The following is a 21,868-nucleotide window of genomic DNA, read 5'->3' on the forward strand; positions in this document are numbered from 1 at the left end:
ACGCAATCCGTTGTGTTCGTCAAGCAGTGAATGATGTTCTTTTTCTGCTTGTGACCGTGAGCGGCTTGCCCCGTGTCAGTGGATGCGCATTATAGGGAGCCGCGATTTTTGCGCAAGGGCTTTTTTGATATTTTTATTAAAAAAAGCCAACCTGAGCAAAAAACCAACCTAAAGCTTATTTTTTATACGTTTATTGCCGTTCAGCAGCCCTGCCGCCGATAAATTTCCTGGCAAAACCCTTGACCAGCTCCCAGTCGGTGAACTCGATATCCCGGCTGGTATCGGTACTCCCTCCGGTGATTTTCATGATCAGCTGGATAATGCGGGTCTGCCACCAGTTGTACTCACTGTATTTAAGTGCGCCCGCAAAGACCCCGATGGACTTTGGCCGCCAGGAAGACTTGGCAAGGAACTTCTTCACATAGGCGTTATTCTTGGGATCGGCCTTTTCAGGCTTCCTGGCCGTCAGGCAAACACAGAAGAAGCCCGCATCGGCGACTTCCAGCTGTTCACTGTGCGCGTAGATAAAGCTGTATACACTGTGATGGAAGTGCCCATAACGAATCGAAGCACCAAGCAGCACCTTGTCATACTTACTTAAATTTTTACGTGGCAGGGTATGCAGGTCCACCATATCGACCTCATATCCGGCGAACTCATCAGTCATGGCCGCTATTATTTTTTTAGTCTGGCCATTGCAGGATGAATAAAGTACCAACAGTTTTCCCATAGACTCCTCTTAGCTGCGCCAGAAGGCAGGCGTAAACAGCACCAACAAGGTAAAAATTTCAAGACGGCCAAAGAGCATGGCTAAAATCATAATCCATTTGGCGGTATCGGTTGTGGTACCGAAATTTGCGGCAACGTCACCCAGACCCGGCCCCAGGTTATTGAGTGTAGCAACCACGGCGGTAAAGGCCGTCAGCTCTTCCATACCGGTTGCCAGCAGGGCAACCATGCACACCACAAAGACCAGGGCATAGGCGGCAAAAAAGCCCCACACGGCTTCAACTACTCTATCAGCCAATGCCTTATTGCCAAGCTTTATTCGATAGACGGCCCTGGGGTGTACAAGGCGCTTTAGTTCCCGCATTCCCTGCAGGTTCAACAGCATGATCCGTACCACCTTGATCCCCCCGCCGGTACTGCCTGCACAGCCCCCGATACAGGAGGCAAGCATCAATAACACCGGTAAAAACAACGGCCACTCGGCAAAACCCGTGGTGCTGAAACCTGCCGTGGTAGAAATGGACACGGCCTGGAATAAGGCCTGATCAAGTGCCTGCAGGGGATCCTGATACACTCTGTAGGCCAGCAACACGCCCATGCATATCAAAGCCAGCACCAGCTGAACCCCGATAAATACCTTCACCTCGGGATCCAGACGATAAACGGACAGCCGCAGTCCCCGGTTGGCAAAGGCGGCAAAATGCAGGCTGAAATTCACACCGGCTATCATCAGAAACACCACGATAATCAGGTTGATCAGCGGACTGCCGAAATATCCGATACTGGCGTCGTAGGTGGAAAAACCGCCGATGGCAACGGTGGAGAAAGCGTGGCAAATAGCATCAAACAGATTCATACCCGCCAACCACAGCAGGATGGCGCAGACGATGGTCAGCACCAGGTAAATATACCAGAGGGTTTTTGCTGTTTCGGCGATCCTGGGCGCCACCTTGTTATCTTTGACCGGTCCGGGGATTTCGGCCCGGTACAGCTGCATGCCACCTATGCCCAGGATAGGCAGGATGGCCACGGCCAGTACGATGATCCCCATGCCGCCCAGCCACTGCAGCATCTGCCGATAGAAGAGGATCGCCTTGGGCAGGGTATCCAGCCCGCTGATTACGGTCGCTCCCGTGGTGGTCAGTCCAGAGAACGACTCAAAAAAAGCTTCTGCCACCGTCATTTGAGGCTCGGCACTGAGCATAAACGGGATGGCGCCCACACTGCCCAGCACGGTCCAAAACAGCACCACGATCAGGAAACCTTCCTTGGCCCTCAATTCCTTGCTATGGGAGCGATTGGGGAACCAGAGGCCAAGCCCCAGGATAAGACAGATGACAAAGGCGCTGAAAAACTCCAGGCCGCCGCCATCGCGGTAGATATAGGCCACCAGGGCCGGTGCCAGCATGGTCACACTGAACAGCGCGACCAGAATGCCGACAATGCGAATTATTGAACGTATATGCATGAGCTTCCTAGCGTACGCCTGCTGCCTGCTTTAAAGGATTGAATCTAACATCTTGGCTTGCACCCTGCCCTGGGTACGGTCACTGAGCTGACGGCAGAATGTAGAGGTGATCCGTGCATCGATCAACAACACGCCAGACAACCGGGAGCCATAATCCAGCTGCTGCCACTCACCCTCATATTGGGCCAGCAGGTTTTCCAGCACGGTTATATCCCCATAGTCGGCCACCAGGGCGACGCGACTCATGATACGGCGTTCCCGAGTCTCCAGCAGCCTGAGTGCCGCAGACACGGAACCGCCATAGGCCCGGACCAGGCCACCGGTACCCAGCTTGATACCACCGAAGTAACGACTGACCACCGCGGTTACCTCGCCCAGCCCCGCCCCTTGCAGCTGAGCCAGCATGGGTTTACCCGCCGTGCCCGAGGGCTCGCCATCATCGCTGAAACCCAGTACCTGGGTGTCAGTCGGTGCGCCGGCGACAAAAGCCCAGCAGTGATGGCCCGCATTCTGATCGGTTCGCCGCACACTTTCAATAAATGCCTTGGCATCCGCTGGCGTCGGCGTATGGGCAATATGGGCGATGAAGCGGCTTTTCTTTATTTCCTGTTCCCATACCAGAGAAGCGGCGGGGACAGGATAGGGTGACAACGCCATGAAACCTCACCTGTGAATGACCGGCAGATCCAAGATCCGCAATCGGCATTATCCTGATACAAAGGCTACGCATCATAGCATAGCCGGCAAAAAGACAGCGAAACCAAGCTTATCAACAACTTCAGATCATTTTAAACGATTGTTTTAAATTGGTGTTGAAAATTGCTTTTTTTCTGTTCATAGTGACCAGAGTCCTGTCCGGGAAAGTCGGAGCAGTCCAAGGGAAAAGGAGACATTAGGATGATCTACCAAGGCGAAGCCCTCTCTGTACAGCTATTGCAAGAAGGTATTGCTGAACTCAGTTTTGCAGCCAAAGGCTCGGTCAACAAGCTGGACCAAGCTACCCTGTTGTCACTGGAACAGGCCATCACCGCCCTGGAGCAGGCCCAGGACGTCCAGGGCCTGATGCTGACCAGCCAGAAAGACAGTTTCATTGTCGGTGCCGATATCACCGAATTTCTGGATATGTTCGAACTGCCCGAAGCCGAGTTGGGCAACTGGCTGGCCAAAGCCAACCACCTGTTCAATCGTATCGAAGACCTGCCCTTCCCGACGGTCAGCGTGATCAGGGGGTATGCCCTCGGCGGCGGATGTGAGTGCATACTAGCCACCGACTATCGCATCGGTGACGCCAGTGCCCGTATCGGTCTGCCCGAGACCAAACTCGGCATCATGCCCGGCTTCGGCGGCACGGTACGGCTGCCGCGGCTGATCGGTGCCGACAACGCAATGGAATGGATCACCACAGGCCAGGAAAACAAGGCCGATGCCTGCCTGGCGGTGGGCATGCTCGACGCCGTGGTGGACAGCGACCAATTAACGCAGGCGGCGATACAGCTGCTGCAAGACGCCGCCCTCGGCAAACAGGACTGGCAGGCAAGGCGAGTGCGTAAGTGCTCTCCCCTGACCCTGGACAAGCTGGAAGCCATGATGAGCTTCACCACCGCCAAGGGCATGGTCGCCGCCAAGGCAGGTCCCCATTACCCGGCGCCGATTACCGCGGTCAAAACCATAGAAGCAGCCTCGCCCCTGGACCGTGAGCAGGCCCAGCGCATCGAACAGGACAATTTCGTCAAGCTGGCCCATACCCCGGTGGCCCGGGCCCTGGTCGGTATCTTCCTGAACGATCAATATATCAAGGGCAAGGCCAAACAGGCCGCCAAGACCGCTCAGGCCACCCGCAAGGCGGCGGTGCTCGGCGCCGGCATCATGGGCGGCGGTATCGCCTATCAATCGGCGGTCAAAGGCATTCCGGTGGTGATGAAAGACATCAATGACCAGGCCCTGGCACTCGGTATGAACGAAGCCGGCAAGCTGCTCAACAAACAGCTGGAGCAGGGCAGAATCGACGGATCCAAGCTGGCCAGGGTGCTGTCTGCCATCACACCCACCCTCAGCTACGACGGCTTGCAGGGCGTGGACATGGTAGTCGAAGCCGTGGTCGAAAACCCCAAGATCAAGGCCCAGGTGCTGGCCGAAGTGGAAGCCAGGGTGGCCGAAAACACCGTCATCGCCTCCAACACCTCCACCATTCCCATCTCACGGCTGGCCAAGAGTCTGCAGCGCCCGGACAAGTTCTGCGGCATGCACTTCTTCAACCCGGTGCACCGCATGCCGCTGGTGGAAATCATCCGTGGCGAACAAACCAGCGAGGACACCCTCAACCGGGTGGTGGCCTATGCCGCCTCTATGGGCAAGGCCCCCGTGGTGGTCAACGACTGCCCCGGCTTCTTCGTCAACCGGGTGTTGTTCCCCTATTTCTTCGGCTTCAGCCAGCTGCTCGCCGACGGCGCCGACTTCGTACAGGTCGACCAGGTGATGGAGCGGGAGTTCGGCTGGCCCATGGGTCCCGCCTACCTGCTGGACGTGGTTGGTATCGATACCGGCCATCATGCCGCTGCCGTGATGGCCGAGGGATTCCCGGCTCGGATGGGCAAAACCGGCAAAGACGCTATCGACGCCATGTATGAGCGGCAGCGTTTCGGTCAGAAAAATGGCAAGGGCTTCTACGCCTACAGCCAGGACAACAAAGGCAAGCCCAGGAAGGAAGCGGATCCGGCCAGCTATGAACTGCTTAAAGAAGTGGTAAAAGACCGGCTCAGCCTGGAGCAGGACGACATCATCGCACGCATGATGATCCCCATGATCAACGAGGTGGTGCTGTGCCTGGAAGAAGGCATCATCGGCTCCCCGGCCGAGGCGGATCTGGCGCTGGTCTATGGTCTGGGCTTCCCGCCGTTCCGCGGTGGCGTATTCCGCTACCTGGATACCCTGGGGCTGGATACCTATGTGGCCATGGCCGACCGATTTGCCCACTTGGGTCCCCTCTATCAGGTAAGCCCCGGCCTGCGCCGGATGGCAGCCGACGGCAAGACCTTTTACTGATCCACGGCAGGAGATGACAGCATGAAAGACGTACTGACAGACGCGGTGATTGTCGATTGTATTCGCACCCCCATGGGGCGATCCAAGGGCGGCGCCTTCCGCCATGTCCGCGCTGAGGACTTGTCCGCCCACCTGATGAAGGGCCTGTTACAGCGTAATCCGGCCCTGACCGCCACCGAGGTTGAAGATGTGTACTGGGGCTGTGTGCAACAGACCCTGGAACAGGGCTTCAACGTGGCGCGCAACGCCGCCCTGCTCGCCGGCCTGCCCAAGGAAATGGCCGCCGTCACCGTCAACCGGCTGTGTGGTTCCTCCATGCAGGCCCTGCACGATGCCACCCGGGCCATCATGGTCGGCGACGGAGATGTGTTTATCATCGGCGGGGTCGAACATATGGGCCATGTACCCATGAACCACGGGGTGGATTTTCACCCGGGCCTGGCGCTGAATGTCGCCAAGGCCGCCGGCATGATGGGGCTGACCGCCGAAATGCTGGGACGCATGCATCACATCAGCCGGGAACAGCAGGACGCCTTCGCGGTACGCTCCCACCGGCGTGCCCATCTGGCCACCCTGGAAGGTCGCTTCGCCCGCGAGATCCTGCCCCTCAACGGCCATGGTGCCGACGGCAGCCTGCAGCTGATTGAAACCGACGAAGTGATCCGTCCGGAAACCAGCCTGGAATCCCTGGCCCAGCTGCGACCCGCATTCGATCCGGTAAACGGCACCGTCACCGCCGGCACTTCTTCGGCGCTGTCCGATGGTGCCGCCGCCATGCTGGTGATGTCCGCAGACAAGGCCGCCGCGCTGGGGGTCAAGCCCAGGGCCCGCATCAAGGCGATGGCGGTCGCCGGCTGCGACCCCTCGATCATGGGCTATGGCCCTGTGCCGGCTGTGCACAAAGCGCTGAAACGGGCCGGTCTCGGTATCCAGGACATAGATCTGTTCGAGCTGAACGAAGCCTTCGCCGCCCAGTCGCTACCGGTGCTCAAGGAGCTGGGGCTGCTGGAGGTGATGGACGACAAGGTGAACCTGAATGGCGGTGCCATCGCCCTCGGCCATCCGCTGGGTTGTTCCGGCGCCCGCATCGCCACCACCCTACTCCACCTGATGGAAGACAAGGATGCGAACTTGGGGGTAGCCACCATGTGCATCGGCATGGGCCAGGGTATCGCCACCGTGTTTGAGCGACTTTAACGGGTTCACATACCATGGCCGGCAAAGCGGGGTATCGGCCTAATGCTTGTCAGTTAAGCGTAAAACGGGATTGATTGGCTTCCCGCCGACACGCCGTAAACCCATCCCTGGGGGCTCTGCTGCGCCATCCCTGGCGCAGAAGGTCGGCTTGAAAGCCAACCCATCCCGTTAACTGACCGGCATTAGGCTATCGGCCCAGCTTTTTTACCCCTTCTGGTTGACCATTATTTCAACAGCATTAGAATGGTCGGGTTTATTTCAAGGTAGTGAATGTAATGACGATTTCTCTTTCAGATGCTCATCATATCCTGGACGCCACTGGCCTGCGCTGTCCCGAGCCGGTGATGATGGTACGCAAACAGGTGCGCGCCATGGTATCGGGCGAAACCCTGCTGATCACCGCGGACGACCCTTCCACCACCCGGGATATTCCCAGCTTCTGCCAGTTCATGGACCATACCCTGCTGTCCAGCCAGGTAGAACAACTGCCCTATCAATTCCTGATCCAGAAAGGCGCCTGAGCGCCTTTCTCGCCACAGCTGCTCCGCCGAAGGGCGAATGTGTGCTCTAACATAAGGCTGCTAAGCTAGCACTCCCCTCTCCCTGCGATACAGAAGGAATACCCATGCTCGCCGTCAGCCATGCCCTTGGCCCCCTGTTTCTGCTGATCCTGACCGGGGTACTGCTCAGACGACTGCGCTTTCCCGGAGAGCACTTCTGGGGGGAGGCCGAGCGCTTTATCTATTTCCTGCTGTTTCCTGCCATGCTGATCAGCACCCTGGCCACCGCCGATTTCGGCCAGGTGGCCTTTGCCGGCATGGTCGGCCTGCTGGCCGCCCTGCTGACCCTGCTTGCCCTCGGCCTGTGGCTGACTCGTCATCGCCTGGGAACGGACATGCCAGCCTTTACCTCTGTATTCCAGGGGGCATTGCGTTTCAATACCTATGTGGGTGTGGCCGGGGCCGTCGCCCTTTATGGCGATGCCGGCCTGACCGCCGCCGCCGTGGCCATCGCCATCATGGTGCCGTTGGTCAACATATTATGCGTGCTAACCTTTGTGGCCAGCGGCAGCTACGGGCAGGCGGGCATATGGGGGGCATTCAAGGCGTTGGCCAGAAATCCCCTGCTGCTGGCCTGTCTGGCGGGCATAACACTCAATATCACCGGCATTGGCTTACCCGGCTGGAGCCAGGACACCCTGGCGTTGGCCGGGCAGGCAGCCCTGCCGCTCGGGCTGATTGCGGTGGGGGTCGCCCTGCAGCTCGCCGCCCTGAAAGGGACGGGTCCCGCCTTCTGGCAGTCCTGCGCCATCAAGTTCGGCCTTTTTCCAGTGCTGGCATTGGGGATCGGCTGGGCGATGAAGCTGGCCCCGGTGGAGCTGGGTGTTGTGGTGCTGTTTGCCGCGCTGCCCACCGCCACCTCGGCATATATCCTGGCCCGGCAGATGGGCGGCAACGCGCCGCTGATGGCGGCTATCATTACCGGTCAGACCCTGCTGGCCATGGTGCTGTTGCCGATATGGATGTCGTTGCTGGCCTGGTTTAGCTAATCCATGGAAAGCAAAACGCCCCTTATGCGGGGCGTTTGAAACTCAAGAAGCCGATACCATCAGGACATGGGGCTCAGGGTGATCTCTACCCGACGGTTCTGGGCGCGACCCGACTCGGTGTCGTTGCTGGCGATCGGCTGATTAAAGCCCACACCGCGGATGTTGAAACGGTTGGCGGCGGCACCCTGGCTGATCAAGAACTGGCCCACGGATGCGGCGCGGCGCTCGGACAACCCCTGGTTATGGCTGGCGGAGCCGGTGCTGTCGGTGTGGCCGACCACGTTGACCCAGGTCTTGTCGTACTCTTTCAGCACCATGGCCACCCCGCTCAGGGTGTTGTAGAAGCTGGGTGACAGATCGGCGCTGTCCACCGCGAAGGTGATGGAGCTCGGCATATTCAGGATAACGCTGTCGCCGTTACGGGTGACGCTGACCCCGGTGCCCTGCATTTGATCGCGCAGCTTGGCTTCCTGCACATCCATATAGTAGCCGACGCCGCCACCGAGGGCAGCACCACTGGCGGCGCCGATCAGGATACCCTTCTTGCGATCGCTGGAGCTCGCACTGGCACCGCCGATCACGGCGCCGGCCAGGGCGCCCAGACCACCGCCGATGGCGGCTTTGGAGGTCTGGCGCTCACCGGTATAGGGGTTGGTGGTACAGGCTGACAAGGCCAGTGCGGCGACTACACCCAAGCAGACTTTTTTCATAGCGTTATCCATTTATAAAACAGAAGTAACAGACAATATAACCGTACGGAATAAATTCGACAAACCCCCGCCGTGCAATAAGTGTCAGCGACTGACGTTATCGGGATGACAGGGGCAGCTGAGCAGATGATCGTTGACCATGCCCACCGCCTGCATAAAGGCATAGCAGATGGTGCCGCCCACGAAGGAGAAGCCCTGCTTCTTCAGGGCCCGGGCCATGGCCTCGGACGCAGGAGTAGTGGCCGGCACTTGGTCGAGGCGCTGCCAGCGGTTAAGCACCGGCTCACCGCCAACAAAATCCCACAGCCATCGGCTGAAATCGATGCCTTGCTGTTCCATCGCCAGATAGGCCCTGGCATTCTTGATCACTGACTGAATCTTAAGCCGGTTACGGACTATGCCCGGATCCCGCATCAGCCGCGCCACATCCTGCTCCCCGAAACGGGCAATCTGTGCCGGATAAAAACCGGCGAAGGCAGCCCGATAATGGGGGATCTTGCGCAAAATAACATACCAGCTGAGCCCTGCCTGCTGGCCATCGAGGCACAGCTTTTCAAACAGCGCCCGGCTGTCATACTCGGGCACCCCCCATTCCTCGTCGTGATAGCGGATATATTCTGCGTCCCCGTTCACCCAACCACAGCGCTCCAGCATGATCTCTCCTCGAATTCGTAGATGTTCACAACGGGACAAGGTAGTCCCTGCCTGAATTCAGCCTATATTCACATCGGGTCAGAAGGTATACTCTTTGGTTTAGTTTCACACCGCTAATGCACCTATATCAAGGCGCGAACATGATGCAAAAATTTGACGTTAATACTTTTCAGGGCCTGATCCTGACCCTGCAGGACTATTGGGCCCGGCAAGGCTGCACCATAGTACAGCCGCTGGATATGGAAGTGGGTGCCGGTACCTCCCACCCGATGACCTGTCTGCGCGCCATCGGTCCCGAGCCGATCGCCACCGCCTATGTGCAGCCATCCCGCCGGCCCACCGATGGCCGCTACGGAGAGAACCCCAACCGGCTGCAACATTATTATCAGTTTCAGGTGATGATCAAACCCTCCCCGGACAACCTCCAGGAGCTGTATCTGGGCTCGCTCCAGGAGCTGGGCCTGGATCCGCTGGTGCATGATATCCGCTTCGTGGAAGACAACTGGGAAAACCCCACCCTCGGGGCTTGGGGACTGGGCTGGGAAGTCTGGCTGAACGGCATGGAGGTGACCCAGTTCACCTACTTCCAACAGGTCGGCGGCCTGGAATGCAAGCCGGTCACCGGCGAGATCACCTATGGCCTGGAGCGCCTGGCCATGTATATCCAGGGCGTGGACTCCGTCTACGATCTGGTGTGGTGTGACGGTCCCCTGGGCAAGACCAGCTACGGCGATATCTTCCACCAGAACGAGGTGGAGCAGTCGACCTATAACTTCGAGCATGCGGATGTGGACTTTTTGTTCGGCTTCTTCGAACAGTGCGAAAAAGAATGCCGGCACCTGCTGGAGCTGGATACCCCGCTGCCGCTGCCCGCCTATGAACGCATCCTCAAGGCCGGTCATGCCTTTAACCTGCTCGATGCCCGCAAGGCCATTTCGGTGACCGAGCGACAGCGCTATATCCTGCGCATCCGTACCCTCACCAAGGGGGTTGCCGAAGCCTATTATGCCTCCCGCGAGGCCCTGGGTTTCCCCATGTGTAAGAAAGAAGGATAAGGGACAAGCATGGCTGAACAGAATTTCCTGGTCGAGATAGGTACCGAAGAATTGCCGCCCAAGGCGTTACGCAGCCTGGGCGAAGCCTTTGCCGAGAACCTGAAGAACGAATTGAACGGTGCCGAGCTGTCTTACGGTGCCGTGCACTGGTATGCCGCCCCCCGCCGCCTGGCGGTCAAGGTGGATACCCTGGCTGCCGCCCAGGCCGACAAAAAGGTAGAGAAGCGCGGCCCGGCCCTGCAGGCCGCCTTCGATGCCGACGGTAACCCGACCAAGGCCGCCATCGGCTGGGCCCGTGGCAATGGCATAGAAGTGAGCCAGGCCGAACGGCTGAAAACCGACAAGGGCGAATGGCTGATGCATATCGCCGAGGTCAAGGGTAAGCCGGCGACCGAGCTGCTGACCGGGCTGGTCAGCCAGGCGCTGGCCAAGCTGCCGATCCCCAAGGCCATGCGCTGGGGCGATTACAGCACCCAGTTTATCCGTCCGGTACACACAGTCACCCTGCTGCTGGGCGACCAGCTGCTGGACGGGCAGATCCTGGGTATCGATTCCGCCCGCACCATCCGTGGCCATCGCTTCATGGGCGAGGCGGAATTCCAGCTGGAACATGCGGACCAATATCTGACACTGCTGGAGCAGAAAGGCAAGGTACTGGCCGACTTTGAGCGGCGCAAGGCGATGATCGAGGCCGGTGTCGAGCAGGCCGCCGCCGCCGTGGGTGGCAAGGCCGACCTCGACGATGAGCTGCTGGAAGAAGTCGCCTCTCTGGTGGAGTGGCCCGTGGTGCTGACCGCCGCCTTCGAGGAAGCATTCCTCAAGGTGCCGGCCGAAGCCCTGGTATACACCATGAAGGGTGACCAGAAATACTTCCCGGTCTACGACGCCGAAGGCCGCCTGCTGCCGAAGTTTATCTTCGTCACCAACATAGAATCGAAAGACCCGGCGCAAATCATCAGCGGTAACGAGAAGGTGGTTCGTCCCCGCCTGGCCGATGCGGAATTTTTCTTCAACAATGATCGCAAGGCGCCGTTGATCGACCGCCTGGATCAGCTCGAGCAGGTGCTGTTTCAGCAGCAGCTGGGCACGGTCAAGGAAAAGTCCGTGCGTATCAGCGCCCTGTCCGGCTTTATCGCCGCCTCCATGGGTGCGGATCCGACCCTGGCCGAGCGCGCCGGCCTGCTGTCCAAATGCGACCTGATGACCAATATGGTGTTCGAGTTTACCGACACCCAGGGCGTGATGGGCATGCACTACGCCCGCCACGACGGCGAGCCGGAAGCGGTCGCCCTGGCCCTGAAGGAGCAGTATCAGCCCCGCTTTGCCGGCGATCAGCTGCCAAGCCAGGATATTTCCGCCGCCGTGGCCCTGGCCGACAAGCTGGACACCCTGGTGGGCATCTTCGGCATCGGTCAGGCCCCCAAGGGTGACAAAGATCCCTTCGCCCTGCGCCGCGCCGCCCTCGGCACCCTGCGCATCTTGGTGGAAAAAGGCTACCAGCTCGATCTGCTGCCGCTGATCGAGCAGGCCAGGCTGCTGTATGGCAACAAGCTGAGCAATACTCAGGTGGCAGAGGATGTACTGGACTTTATGCTGGGCCGTTTCCGGTCCTGGTATCAGGATCAGGGCCATGGTGTAGATGTGATCCAGGCGGTGCTGGCCCGCAGGCCGACCCGCCCGGCGGACTTCGATGCCCGCGTCAAGGCCGTCAGCGAGTTCCGTGCCTTGGAGGCCTCCTCGGCCCTGGCCGCCGCCAACAAGCGGGTCGGCAACATACTGGCCAAGTTTGAAGGTGCCATCCCCGCCGGGATCGATCCGGCCCTGCTGCAGGATGAGGCGGAAAAAAACCTGGCCGAGCAGCTGACTCACCTGACCGCCAAGCTGGCCCCGCTGTTCGAGCAGGGTGACTACAGCAGCGCCCTGACCGAGCTGGCAGGCCTGCGTGAAGTGGTGGATACCTTCTTCGATCAGGTGATGGTGATGGCCGATGATGACGCCCTCAAGCTGAACCGTCTGGCACTGCTCAACCAGCTACGCAACCTGTTCCTGCGGGTAGCCGATATCTCCCTGCTGCAGTAACCCAATCTATACTCCGTCATCAAGCCCCGCTTTTTAGCGGGGCTTTTTTATGCATTTGGGCTTAGCCAGACGGTAACCAGTATGTTACAAATTAGCTATGGGTCTGCAGCTCCATATTCATCTCGACACAGGTTCAGACCCGAGCAACAGCAATCGTGAAGTAAGGGGATAATAATGATAAAAGTAATAATTGAGCGCCATATCGCCGAAGGGCTCGAAGATGCCTACCAGGAAACCATTCGCAACCTGATGATGACGATCACCGACAGGCCCGGCTTCCTGAAGGGGGACGCCTATCGGGACATCCATCATCCCAACCATTTCTATGTGATTTCCAACTGGGAAAATATCGGCTGCTGGGACAAATGGTGCAACTCTCCGGAGCGCCAGCATATGCTCAGCGAATTGGCGCCTTTCCTGGAAAGTGACGAAAAATACACTGTCCTGGCCCTGAAGGTCAGTTACGAAGCCGACCCCACCAAATACGCCAGGCCGACCCAGACCTACTCCTACTGACTTAAGCCGGTTTTTCCCTCATTGTTTCATGTGAAACATGCCGCCACTCCCGGTCGACAGGCCGGGAAATATCAGATACCGTGAAGCTTTCAGCAACAATCCCTGTTTCGGTAGTCCTCCTATGGAATTTTCAGTATTCGGTCAGAAATTTACCCGTCATTCCGGCATTACCCAGTTGATGGATGATCTTAACAAGGGTCTTTCCACCCCCAATACCATCATGCTGGGGGGCGGCAACCCGGCGGCCATTCCCGAAGTACTGGCCTATATGGATCGACAGGCCGGAGAGCTGCTGAAAACCGGGGCGCTGATCAAGGCCATGGCCAACTATGATGGCCCTCAGGGTAAGGACAGCTTTAACCGTGCCCTGGCTGCCCTGTTGTCCAGGGAGCTGGACTGGCCGATCGGTCCCGAGAACATCGCCCTGACCAACGGCAGCCAGAATGCCTTCTTCTATTTATTTAACCTGCTGGCCGGGGAATTCACCGGCGGCCGCAAGAAGAAAGTACTGTTTCCGCTGGCGCCGGAATATATCGGCTATGGTGACGCGGCCCTGGACGAAGGGCACTTTATCGCCTGCAAACCGGCCATCAGCCGGCTGGACAATGGCCTGTTTAAATACCATGTGGATTTTGAGCGGCTGGAGGTCGGCGATGATATCGGCCTGATCTGCGTGTCACGCCCCACCAACCCCACCGGTAATGTGCTGACCGATGAAGAAATCGAGCATCTGGACCAGATAGCCCGGGAAAAGGGCATTCCGCTGCTGATCGACAATGCCTACGGAACCCCCTTTCCCAATATTATCTTTACCGATGCCAAGCCGTTCTGGAATGACAACACTATCCTCTGCATGAGCCTGTCCAAGCTGGGTCTGCCCGGTACCCGCTGCGGCATCGTCATCGCCGAGCCCGGGATCATCAAGGCCATTACCAACCTGAGCGGCATCATCAACCTGGCGCCCGGCAGCCTGGGGCCGGCCCTGACCCTACCGATGATTGAAAGCGGTGATATCATCCGCCTGAGCAACCAGGTGATCCGCCCCTTCTATGAAAACAAGGCACAACAGGCGGTCGGCTGGCTGCAACAGGCCATCCCCCTGCCCCAGTTCCATATTCACAAGCCCGAAGGCGCCCTCTTCCTCTGGCTATGGTTTGAGGACCTGCCGATCCACAGCCAGGAGCTGTATGAGCGGCTGAAGCAGAAAGGCCTGCTGGTCGTGCCCGGCCATTACTTCTTCCCGGGCATAGAAGATGAAGACTGGCCCCACAGCAAGGAATGCATCCGCCTCAACTACGCCCAGTCAGAGGCCGATGTACAGGCAGGTATCGCCATCCTGGCCGAGGAGATACTGAGCATTTATCAGCAGTAATCCGCTCAAGACCTAGGCGGGATAAAAAAGAAGGCGCCTTATCGGCGCCTTTTATCAGTGATTACCCGGCTTTTCCGTCTCCGGCCGATGTTCCAGCACCGGAGCCTGGCCGATTTCAATGCGTCTTGGTTTGAGTTCCTCGGGTATTTCCCGCTGCAGGTCTATAGTCAACAGGCCGTTCACCAACCCGGCGCCCTCCACCTGCACATGATCGGCCAAGCGGAATTTCAGCTCGAAGTCCTGCTCGCTGATCCCCTGATAAAGGTAGCGGCTGTCGGCACCGGCCTTGGCCTTCTTGCCCCTGACCAACAACAGGTTCTGCTCGACCGACAGGCTCAGCTCCGCCTCCTTGAATCCGGCCACGGCCAGGGTGATCCGATAGCTGTCCTGCCCTTTCTTTTCGATGTTATAGGGGGGATAGCCGTCGGCCTTGTGCTCGAACAGGCTTTCCACATCGTTGAACATACGGTCAAAACCGATGGCACTGCGATACAGGGGAGTAAAATCAAAGGTACGCATCTTCCTATCCTCCATTCAGCAATAGGGTAAACCGCAGGCCAGCCACCCGGATTGCGCCTGCGCCTTAACGGACTCTGATTATTGACTGTTACCTATAGCAATGGTCCTCGGCTTGGCAGCTTCCGGCACTTCGCGTACCAGATCGATATGCAGCAGGCCATTGACCAGATCGGCGCCCGTTACCTTGATATGGTCGGCCAGCTGAAAACGGCGCTCGAAGCCGCGCTCGGCTATGCCCTGATAGAGAAAATTCTTCTGGGGCTGCTCGGCCTGTTCTTTGCTGCCCTTTACAATCAAGGTGTTTTCATGGCTGGTAATATCCAGCTCTTCCCGGGCAAAACCGGCCACCGCCATGGAAATGCGGTACTGGTTCTCGCTCAGCAGCTCTATGTTATAAGGGGGGTAACCATTGCTGGTGCTGCCGCTGTTGGCGGCATTTTCCATCAGGGACGCCAGGCGATCGAAACCGATGGCGGAGCGGTACAGGGGGGAAAAATCGAAACGTGACATATAACTATCCTCCAGGGAGCGATGATTAAGGTGCCCTCCATACGGACGGGCGGTGCGGGCCCTCAACCGAGCGACCCGCCTGTTCAATTCAAGATATAGGGGTACCAGATCCGGCTTTCAAGAGCAGGAATGCATATTTTTTATCCAGGCTCAATTTCCGTCATCCAGGGCATCGGTTACGGCCCCCTCGGAAGCCGAATTGACGGTATGGGCATATTTGGCCAGCACCCCCCGCCGGTAGCGCGGCGACGGCGTCTGCCAGCGCGCCAGCCGGGCGGCTATCTCGGCGTCGGACAGCTGCAGCTCGAGCCGGTTGTGCTCGGCGTCTATGGTGATGATATCGCCGTTCTCTATGATGGCGATCGGTCCCCCCTGCTGGGCCTCGGGGGTGATATGGCCGACCACGAAGCCGTGGCTGCCGCCGGAGAAGCGGCCGTCGGTGATCAGGGCAACCTCCTTGCCCAGCCCCTTGCCCATGATGGCGGAGGTCGGGCTGAGCATCTCCCGCATGCCGGGCCCGCCTTTCGGGCCTTCGTAGCGGATCACCAGCACCTCGCCCGCCTGCACCGTGCCGTCGAGGATCCGTTCCAGGGTTTCTTCCTCGGAGCCGAATACCCGGGCCGGGCCGCTGAAGGTCAGCCCTTCCTTGCCGGTGATCTTGGCCACGGAGCCCTGGGGCGCCAGATTGCCGTAGAGGATGCGCAGATGGCTGTCGGCCTTGATGGGGTTGTCCAGCGGCCGGATGATCTGCTGACCGTCCGGATAGGGCGTCACCGAGTCCAGGTTTTCGGCCAGGGTCCGGCCGGTCACCGTCAGGCAGTCGCCGTGCAGCAGGCCGGCGTCGAGCAGGGTCTTCATCAGCGGCAGTATGCCACCGATGGCCACCAGTTCAGACATCATGTAATGCCCGCTGGGCCGCAGATCGGCCAGCACCGGCACCCGCTTGCCGATGCGCACGAAGTCGTCCAGGCTCAGCTCGACGCCGATGGCGTGGGCCATCGCCAGCAGGTGCAGTACCGCGTTGGTCGAGCCACCCAGGGCAATCACCACCGTAATGGCATTCTCGAATGCCGCTTTGGTCATGATATCCGAGGGTTTGATGTCCCGGGCCAACAGCTGCAGCACGGCGGCGCCGGCATTGTGGCAATCCTGCATCTTGTGAGCCGAGACCGCATTCTGCGCCGAGCTGCCCGGCAGGCTCATGCCCATGGCCTCGATGGCCGAGGCCATGGTGTTGGCGGTATACATGCCGCCGCAGGCACCCGGCCCGGGGATCGCGGTCTCTTCTATCTGCTTCACCTCAATCAGCGACTTGTCACCCTTGGCATGGGCCCCGACCGCCTCGAACACCGAGATGATATCGGTATGGTTGGCACCCGGGGCTATGGTACCACCGTAGACAAACACCGCCGGGCGGTTGAGCCGCGCCAGGCCGATCAGGCAACCGGGCATGTTCTTGTCGCAGCCGCCGATGGCCACCAGGCCGTCGAACCCCTCGCAGCCGGCTACGGTTTCGATGGAATCGGCGATCACCTCCCGGGACACCAGCGAGTACTTCATACCTATGGTGCCGTTGGCGATGCCGTCGGAAATGGTGATGGTGTTGAAGATGATGCTCTTGCCGCCGGCAGCATCGGCGCCACGGGCCGCCTCTTCGGCCAGGCCGTTGATATGCATGTTGCAGGGGGTGAGGTTGCTCCAGGTAGAGGCGATGCCCACCTGGGGCTTGTTAAAGTCGTCATCTTCGAAGCCAACCGCGCGCAGCATGGCGCGGGCCGGCGCCTTAGTGGGCCCGTCCACCACCTGGCTGGAATAGCGACGGGATTTATCGTTGGCCATGGGATTGTCCTGGCTGTCACAGTGAACCGGTATAGCTAGTGTAGCTGGTCAGGCAGGCGACATGGCTCAGGCCATCATTCACTTAAACTCGGCGTAGGGCGTCAGCGGTTGCGGCGGCAGATCCAGATCGCCCTGCCAGCCGCCCAGCGAATAGCGCAGATAGAGCAGGCCATGGCTGGGGGTATAGTCCCTGGCCTGCTGGATATCGATGCCCGCCCCCAGGGTCCAGTGCGCGTTCAGCCGGCGCTCCACCAGGGCGCGCAGGGTATAGCCGAAACCGCTGCTGCTGTCGCCCCGCTCCATGGTATCCGCATCGGGCAGCCCCTCCGGGAGCAGGCCCGGGCGCGGATAACGCGGCTGATCCTCGGTGACCGCGCGGGACCAGGAAACGGAGCCGCCCAGTTCCCATGACCAGTCGTCGGTGCGCTCCCGGTAGTTCAGCGGCACCGCCAGCGACAGGTATTGCTGCGGGCTGTAGTAGCCGCCCTGCCCCAGGGAGTAGCCGCTGAGATCCTTCTGGTATTGCCACCACATGCTGTTCAGGCCGACGCTGACCCGCCGCTGGGGCTGGTTGACCAGCTTGTAGTAGTAACCACCCATCAGCCGGGTACGCTTGTTATCCGCCACATTTTCACCGGTCAGCAGGCCGGCGCCGATATCGCCCCACAGGCCATGGGCACCGCCCTGATCGTAACTGCCGCTGAGGCTGACGCCGGTGGTGCGCACCCCGCCCCAGCGGATACCGGTATTGGGATCCCGGGTGCCGCCGAAGGACAACAGCGAGCCGGCCAGCGGCCGCCGGGAGGCGGTCAGGGTCCAACCGATATCCTGCCAGTCGCCGCTGTAGCCGAGGCCGCCGACCCAGTCCACCACCTCGAAACCGAGCGGTGTGGTACCGAGATCCCCCCGCCAGCGCTCATCCCGCCAGCCGACGCCGAGACTGGCGCCGGTGGCGGACTGATGATGATCGTCACTGCAGCCCACTGCCCGACAGGTACCGAATGTCTCCTCATAGACACCGCCGTCAAAACTGCCCGCATCCATCTGCACCATGTCGGAGCGCAGGAATGCCCGCCCGTCAAACAGGGGGGTCTCCAGCTCCAGCATGCCGGTATGGGCGCTCAGATCCGAATAGCCGCCGGTGCCGCTGGAACGCAGATAGTCATGATCGAAGGTGACGGTGGTATCCATCTGACGATACAGATCCGCCGCATCGGCGCGGAGGCTGCGGGTCAGCCAGTCATCATCAAGCTTGACCCGGGTCAGCCGGGTGAAGTCGTCATTCTCCGTCGGCGGCTGGTCCGTCAGCCCGCTGGCAGCCATCGCCTGCCCGTAATCACCCAGCGCCTGTTGCGGTTGCCCGAGTTGCCGGGCCAGCCTGGCCGCATCACGCAGCAACAGCGCGCTGTCCCTCGATGGCACCTGTTGCTGCGCCAATGGTCTGGCGTGTTGGAACAGCCGATCGGCCCGCTGCAATTCGCCGGCCGCCGCCCAGGCGTTGGCGGTCCGCCGTACGCCGCTCGCCGACAGCGTCTGTTGCTCAGTCTCTGTGCCCAGCTTGTGCAACTGCTGCCGTGCCTGGGCCAGCCTGCCGCCGGCGATCAGCGCCTCAACCTCACCCAGGCGCGCCTCGCCGTTTTCCGGCTCCCGTTCCAGTACTTGGCGATAGCCGGCCAGGGCCCGTTCAGGGTCACCGTCCTCCAGGGCCCAGTCGGCCAGGGTCAGCTCGGTACGGATGCCGGCCGGCTGTGCCTGCAGGGTGGCCAGCGCATCGGCGTGATCTCCCTGCTCACGCAGGCGGCGCGCCTCGGCCAGTATGCGATCCTGTTCGAGCCGCCGCGCCAGCTCGCCCATCTCCGTGCTCCAGCGGGCTCGGGGCAGGGTGTCCAGATGTGCCAGCGCCGCCGCCTCCCGCTCGCTGGACGAAAGATAGAGGGCATAGGCATACAGTTGCTCCGGATCATCGGGCAGGCGCGACGCCAGCTCGGCAAAGACCCGATCGGCCAGCTCCGGCTCGCCCGCCTGCCGCCAGTCCGCCGCCAGCCGGTAAGTCAGCCAGACATCATCCGGCGTGAGCTGCCGAGCCCGGGACAAGACTTCGGCCGCCGCCTGCCATCGCCGCCCCTGCTCCAGGACTTCCGCCTGCTGCTGCAACAGCTCGCTGCGCAGCCGGGGTTCGCCGTCCCCCAGGGCCTGCCGCTGGCGGCGCGGCAGCTGTTCCAGATAGCTCAGGGCCTGGGCCGGTGATTGCTGGCGATAGAAGGCGAGCATGCCCCGCAGGGCCCCGCCGTTAACCGGATCCCGGCTCAGCGCCTGATGAAAATAGCGCTCCGCCTGTTTCGCCTGGCCCCGGGCCAGCGCCACCTCTCCCAGCCCCAGCCAGGCATAGCCGTCGCCGTCGTCCAGCTCCTTCGCCCGCCGGTAGTGCTGCCGGGCCTGCTCCAGCTGCCGGGCCTGCAACGCCTGATCCCCCTGCTGGATCAGCAACCAGTAACGGTTGCTCCTGAGCAGGCTCTGCCATTTGCTGCGCTCACCACCGTCCGGATCCGCCTGCAATGCCCGCTCCAGCAGTGAAATGGCCTGGCTGCGGTTGCCCTCACGCCCATAGGCCTGGGCCAGGGCGCCCAGCAGGCCGGCATCATCCGGATAGGCGGCCAGCGCCCGCCGCAGCAAGGGGATGGCGGCAGCCCCCTGACCCTGCTCCACCAGCGCCAGCCCGCGGGTGCGCGCCTGGAAGGCCGGATCGGCCAGCAAGGCCTGCTGCTGCCGCAGCAGTTCATTGGCCTGCGCCGGTGCGCTACCCCCGGATACCGCCACCAGCCGCCGTAACTGGGCCAGGCTCGGCTCACCCACCGGCATCCGCTTTATCTGCTCCAGCCAGCGTTCGGCGGCCTGACCTCGGGTAGCCGGATCGGCGGCCATCTGCTGCAACAGGGCGAACCCCTGCCCAGGCCGATCCGCATCGAACAGCAGGCCGACCAGCACGCCGCGCAGGGTACCGTTACCGGGATAACGGCTGTCCAGTGCCTGCAGGCGGGTGATCGCCAGTGAGCGCTGGTCGGGCAACCGGGCCACCAGCCGCCAGTATTCCACCGCCAGATCCAGGCTGGGCAAGTCCTCGCCGAACAGGGCCTGATAGGCCTGCCGGGCCGCCGCCAGCCGCCCCGCCGCCGCCAGCAGCCGGGCCTGTTGCAGCTGCTGACGGCCCGCCGCCGTGGCCAGCAGCATGGCGCCTTGCGCCTGGCGATATTCGGCAGAATCCGGTGCCAGCCTGGCCAGCCGCTCCAGCTGACGGCGGGCCAGCTGCTGATCGCCCTGACGCAGTGCCAGCCGCAGCCGGGCCGCCATCACCTGCGGATGGCCGGGGGCGATCAGTTCCAGGCGATGCAGTGACTCCTCGACCAGGTTATCCCGGTAGCCGGCCTCGCCCAGCCTGATCTGCTCCAGCAGCCAGGACTCGGGTGCCACCGCCGCCTGGGCCGCCGGCGACAAGGCCAGGGCGAGCGGCAATCCCAACAGGCTTAACGAGAACTTGTGCATGCATCACCCCAACTCGTTAGCAGTTCACCCGCCTGATTGAAAGCATATCGCCGCCGATCCCAACCCTCGCCGAACAGGGTCAGCACCGCATCGTAATAGGCCCGATCTCCGGGGGGCTGCACGGCCAGTCGCCGGCGTTGGGCATCGGCCGCGGCCGTGCCCCGCAGCAGGGGCAGCAGGGCGGCGGAAAAGCCGACCGGTCCGGTACCCGAGGCCGCACCTGTCAGCGCGTCCACCCGTTCCGGCGGCGCGCCCAGCGTCGCCGTCAGTTCGACCATCGGCTGGAAGTGCATTATCAGTGCTTCTCTGTGAGGATCCTCGTCGGCCAGCATGCCGGCCCACAGATAGCTGCGTATCGCATCATAGCTGCCGGTACTGCCCGTCTCAGGATCCGGCAACCCGCCTTGGGGTTGCTGCCAGACCACCCAGTCGGGCACCAGCCCGGCGGGGGCCGCTTCCAGCAACAGTTGGTGATTGCTGCGCCGCATTGCCTGCCAGGGCCCCTCGAAACCGGCGAAGCGCGCCAGCAGCTGGGGCGGCAGATAGCTGGGATTGAGGGTCCAGTCCTGTTGTCCGACGAAACCAACCTTGCCGGGCAGCAACATCGGGCCCAGGCCGGGAATGTCCGCGACCTCTTCCCGGGCGATGCGCTGCAACAGCAGGGTACCCAGGACCCTATAACGGCGATTCTGCCACAGGCGGCCGGCTTCCAGCAGGTCATAGGCCAGCCACAGATCCGCATCAGAGGCGGAGTTAGGGTCGAGCACCGTCCATTGCTGCTGTTCATTGCGGCCCCATAGCCAGGCCGGCAGCCGTGCCGTCAGATCCCCGGCCGCCAGGTTGTCCTGGGTCCACAGCAGCAACCGCTCGAAGGTGTCCCGATCGTCGGCCACCAGGGCGAAAAACATGCCGTAGCTCTGCCCTTCCGAGGTGGTGACCTGACGGTCCCCGGCGGGATCGATCACCCGCCCCTGCTCGCTGATATAGGCCTGCCTGAACCGCTGCCAAGCAGGCCAGTCACAATCGGCCCACAGGCTGCCCGACCACAGCAACAACAGGCTCAGCATCCCCACATACAAGCTGCCCATG

The 21,868-nt window shown here is 61.0% G+C and carries 18 protein-coding genes; 8 read left to right on the forward strand and 10 right to left on the reverse strand.

Annotated elements, in window-relative coordinates; genetic code table 11:
• Positions 1–190 precede the first annotated feature (190 nt).
• From hemG to ABD806_RS16380, 3 genes are read right to left on the reverse strand one after another with little or no spacing between them, the layout of a single operon-like run.
• Positions 191–730 carry a menaquinone-dependent protoporphyrinogen IX dehydrogenase gene (gene hemG / locus ABD806_RS16370; RefSeq protein ID WP_344959865.1) on the reverse strand — a complete coding sequence of 180 codons (540 nt, stop codon included), beginning with the start codon at positions 728–730 and terminating at the stop codon, positions 191–193.
• A gap of 9 nt (positions 731–739) precedes the next feature.
• Positions 740–2,197, reverse strand: a complete 1,458-nt coding sequence (locus tag ABD806_RS16375; RefSeq protein ID WP_344959866.1) for a TrkH family potassium uptake protein — start codon at positions 2,195–2,197, stop codon at positions 740–742.
• 30 nt (positions 2,198–2,227) lie between these two features.
• Positions 2,228–2,854, reverse strand: a complete 627-nt coding sequence (locus tag ABD806_RS16380) for a YigZ family protein (protein ID WP_344959867.1) — start codon at positions 2,852–2,854, stop codon at positions 2,228–2,230.
• Between the two features lie 240 nt (positions 2,855–3,094).
• On the opposite strand from ABD806_RS16380, the gene fadB reads away from it, so the two are divergent.
• The 4 genes from fadB to ABD806_RS16400 all read left to right on the forward strand — a co-directional run bounded on the left by fadB (position 3,095) and on the right by ABD806_RS16400 (position 7,985).
• Entirely contained in the window at positions 3,095–5,239 is a 2,145-nt protein-coding gene (fadB, locus tag ABD806_RS16385) for a fatty acid oxidation complex subunit alpha FadB (protein ID WP_344959869.1), read from the forward strand.
• A gap of 33 nt (positions 5,240–5,272) precedes the next feature.
• Positions 5,273–6,436, forward strand: coding sequence for an acetyl-CoA C-acyltransferase FadA (fadA, locus tag ABD806_RS16390; protein ID WP_425583164.1), 1,164 nt, complete (start codon positions 5,273–5,275; stop codon positions 6,434–6,436).
• Between the two features lie 275 nt (positions 6,437–6,711).
• The gene (gene tusA, locus ABD806_RS16395; RefSeq protein ID WP_344959871.1) at positions 6,712–6,957 is read left to right on the forward strand and encodes a sulfurtransferase TusA; all 246 of its coding nucleotides are present in this window, start codon (positions 6,712–6,714) and stop codon (positions 6,955–6,957) included.
• A 104-nt stretch (positions 6,958–7,061) separates the two neighbouring features.
• Entirely contained in the window at positions 7,062–7,985 is a 924-nt protein-coding gene (locus ABD806_RS16400) for an AEC family transporter (protein WP_344959872.1), read from the forward strand.
• Between the two features lie 59 nt (positions 7,986–8,044).
• Here the strand turns inward: ABD806_RS16400 and ABD806_RS16405 are convergent, their stop codons facing one another.
• Together ABD806_RS16405 and ABD806_RS16410 are read right to left on the reverse strand one after the other, a co-directional pair.
• Positions 8,045–8,695: an OmpA family lipoprotein gene (locus ABD806_RS16405; protein WP_344959873.1), complete on the reverse strand. Its 651-nt coding sequence runs from the start codon at positions 8,693–8,695 to the stop codon at positions 8,045–8,047.
• Between the two features lie 84 nt (positions 8,696–8,779).
• Positions 8,780–9,349, reverse strand: a complete 570-nt coding sequence (locus ABD806_RS16410) for a DNA-3-methyladenine glycosylase I (RefSeq protein ID WP_344959874.1) — start codon at positions 9,347–9,349, stop codon at positions 8,780–8,782.
• Between the two features lie 143 nt (positions 9,350–9,492).
• Here ABD806_RS16410 and glyQ point away from each other — a divergent pair, with 143 nt between their 5' ends.
• From glyQ to ABD806_RS16430, 4 genes are all read left to right on the forward strand, one after another.
• A complete protein-coding gene (glyQ, locus tag ABD806_RS16415; protein ID WP_344959978.1) occupies positions 9,493–10,404 on the forward strand; it encodes a glycine--tRNA ligase subunit alpha in 912 nt (303 codons plus the stop codon).
• Positions 10,405–10,413: 9 nt separating this feature from the next.
• Positions 10,414–12,483 carry a glycine--tRNA ligase subunit beta gene (gene glyS, locus ABD806_RS16420; protein ID WP_344959875.1) on the forward strand — a complete coding sequence of 690 codons (2,070 nt, stop codon included), beginning with the start codon at positions 10,414–10,416 and terminating at the stop codon, positions 12,481–12,483.
• Between the two features lie 174 nt (positions 12,484–12,657).
• Positions 12,658–12,999 carry a putative quinol monooxygenase gene (locus ABD806_RS16425; RefSeq protein WP_344959876.1) on the forward strand — a complete coding sequence of 114 codons (342 nt, stop codon included), beginning with the start codon at positions 12,658–12,660 and terminating at the stop codon, positions 12,997–12,999.
• 121 nt (positions 13,000–13,120) lie between these two features.
• Positions 13,121–14,371: a valine--pyruvate transaminase gene (locus tag ABD806_RS16430; RefSeq protein ID WP_344959878.1), complete on the forward strand. Its 1,251-nt coding sequence runs from the start codon at positions 13,121–13,123 to the stop codon at positions 14,369–14,371.
• Positions 14,372–14,425: 54 nt separating this feature from the next.
• On the opposite strand, the gene ABD806_RS16435 is transcribed toward ABD806_RS16430, so the two are convergent.
• The 5 genes from ABD806_RS16435 to bcsZ all read right to left on the reverse strand — a co-directional run bounded on the left by ABD806_RS16435 (position 14,426) and on the right by bcsZ (position 21,867).
• A complete protein-coding gene (locus ABD806_RS16435) occupies positions 14,426–14,890 on the reverse strand; it encodes an Hsp20 family protein (protein WP_344959880.1) in 465 nt (154 codons plus the stop codon).
• Between the two features lie 78 nt (positions 14,891–14,968).
• On the reverse strand, positions 14,969–15,400 hold the full coding sequence (locus tag ABD806_RS16440) for an Hsp20 family protein (RefSeq protein ID WP_116475546.1): 432 nt from the start codon (positions 15,398–15,400) through the stop codon (positions 14,969–14,971).
• 150 nt (positions 15,401–15,550) lie between these two features.
• Complete coding sequence (gene ilvD / locus ABD806_RS16445; RefSeq protein ID WP_344959883.1) at positions 15,551–17,239, reverse strand: dihydroxy-acid dehydratase; 1,689 nt, start codon at positions 17,237–17,239, stop codon at positions 15,551–15,553.
• 78 nt (positions 17,240–17,317) lie between these two features.
• Entirely contained in the window at positions 17,318–20,779 is a 3,462-nt protein-coding gene (bcsC, locus tag ABD806_RS16450; RefSeq protein ID WP_344959884.1) for a cellulose synthase complex outer membrane protein BcsC, read from the reverse strand.
• Entirely contained in the window at positions 20,761–21,867 is a 1,107-nt protein-coding gene (bcsZ, locus tag ABD806_RS16455; RefSeq protein WP_344959886.1) for a cellulose synthase complex periplasmic endoglucanase BcsZ, read from the reverse strand. Before bcsZ ends, bcsC begins: the two co-directional genes overlap by 19 nt.
• Position 21,868: the final 1 nt, after the last annotated feature.

It is taken from the genome of Zobellella aerophila, assembly GCF_039539325.1.
Taxonomy (GTDB): domain Bacteria; phylum Pseudomonadota; class Gammaproteobacteria; order Enterobacterales; family Aeromonadaceae; genus Oceanimonas; species Oceanimonas aerophila.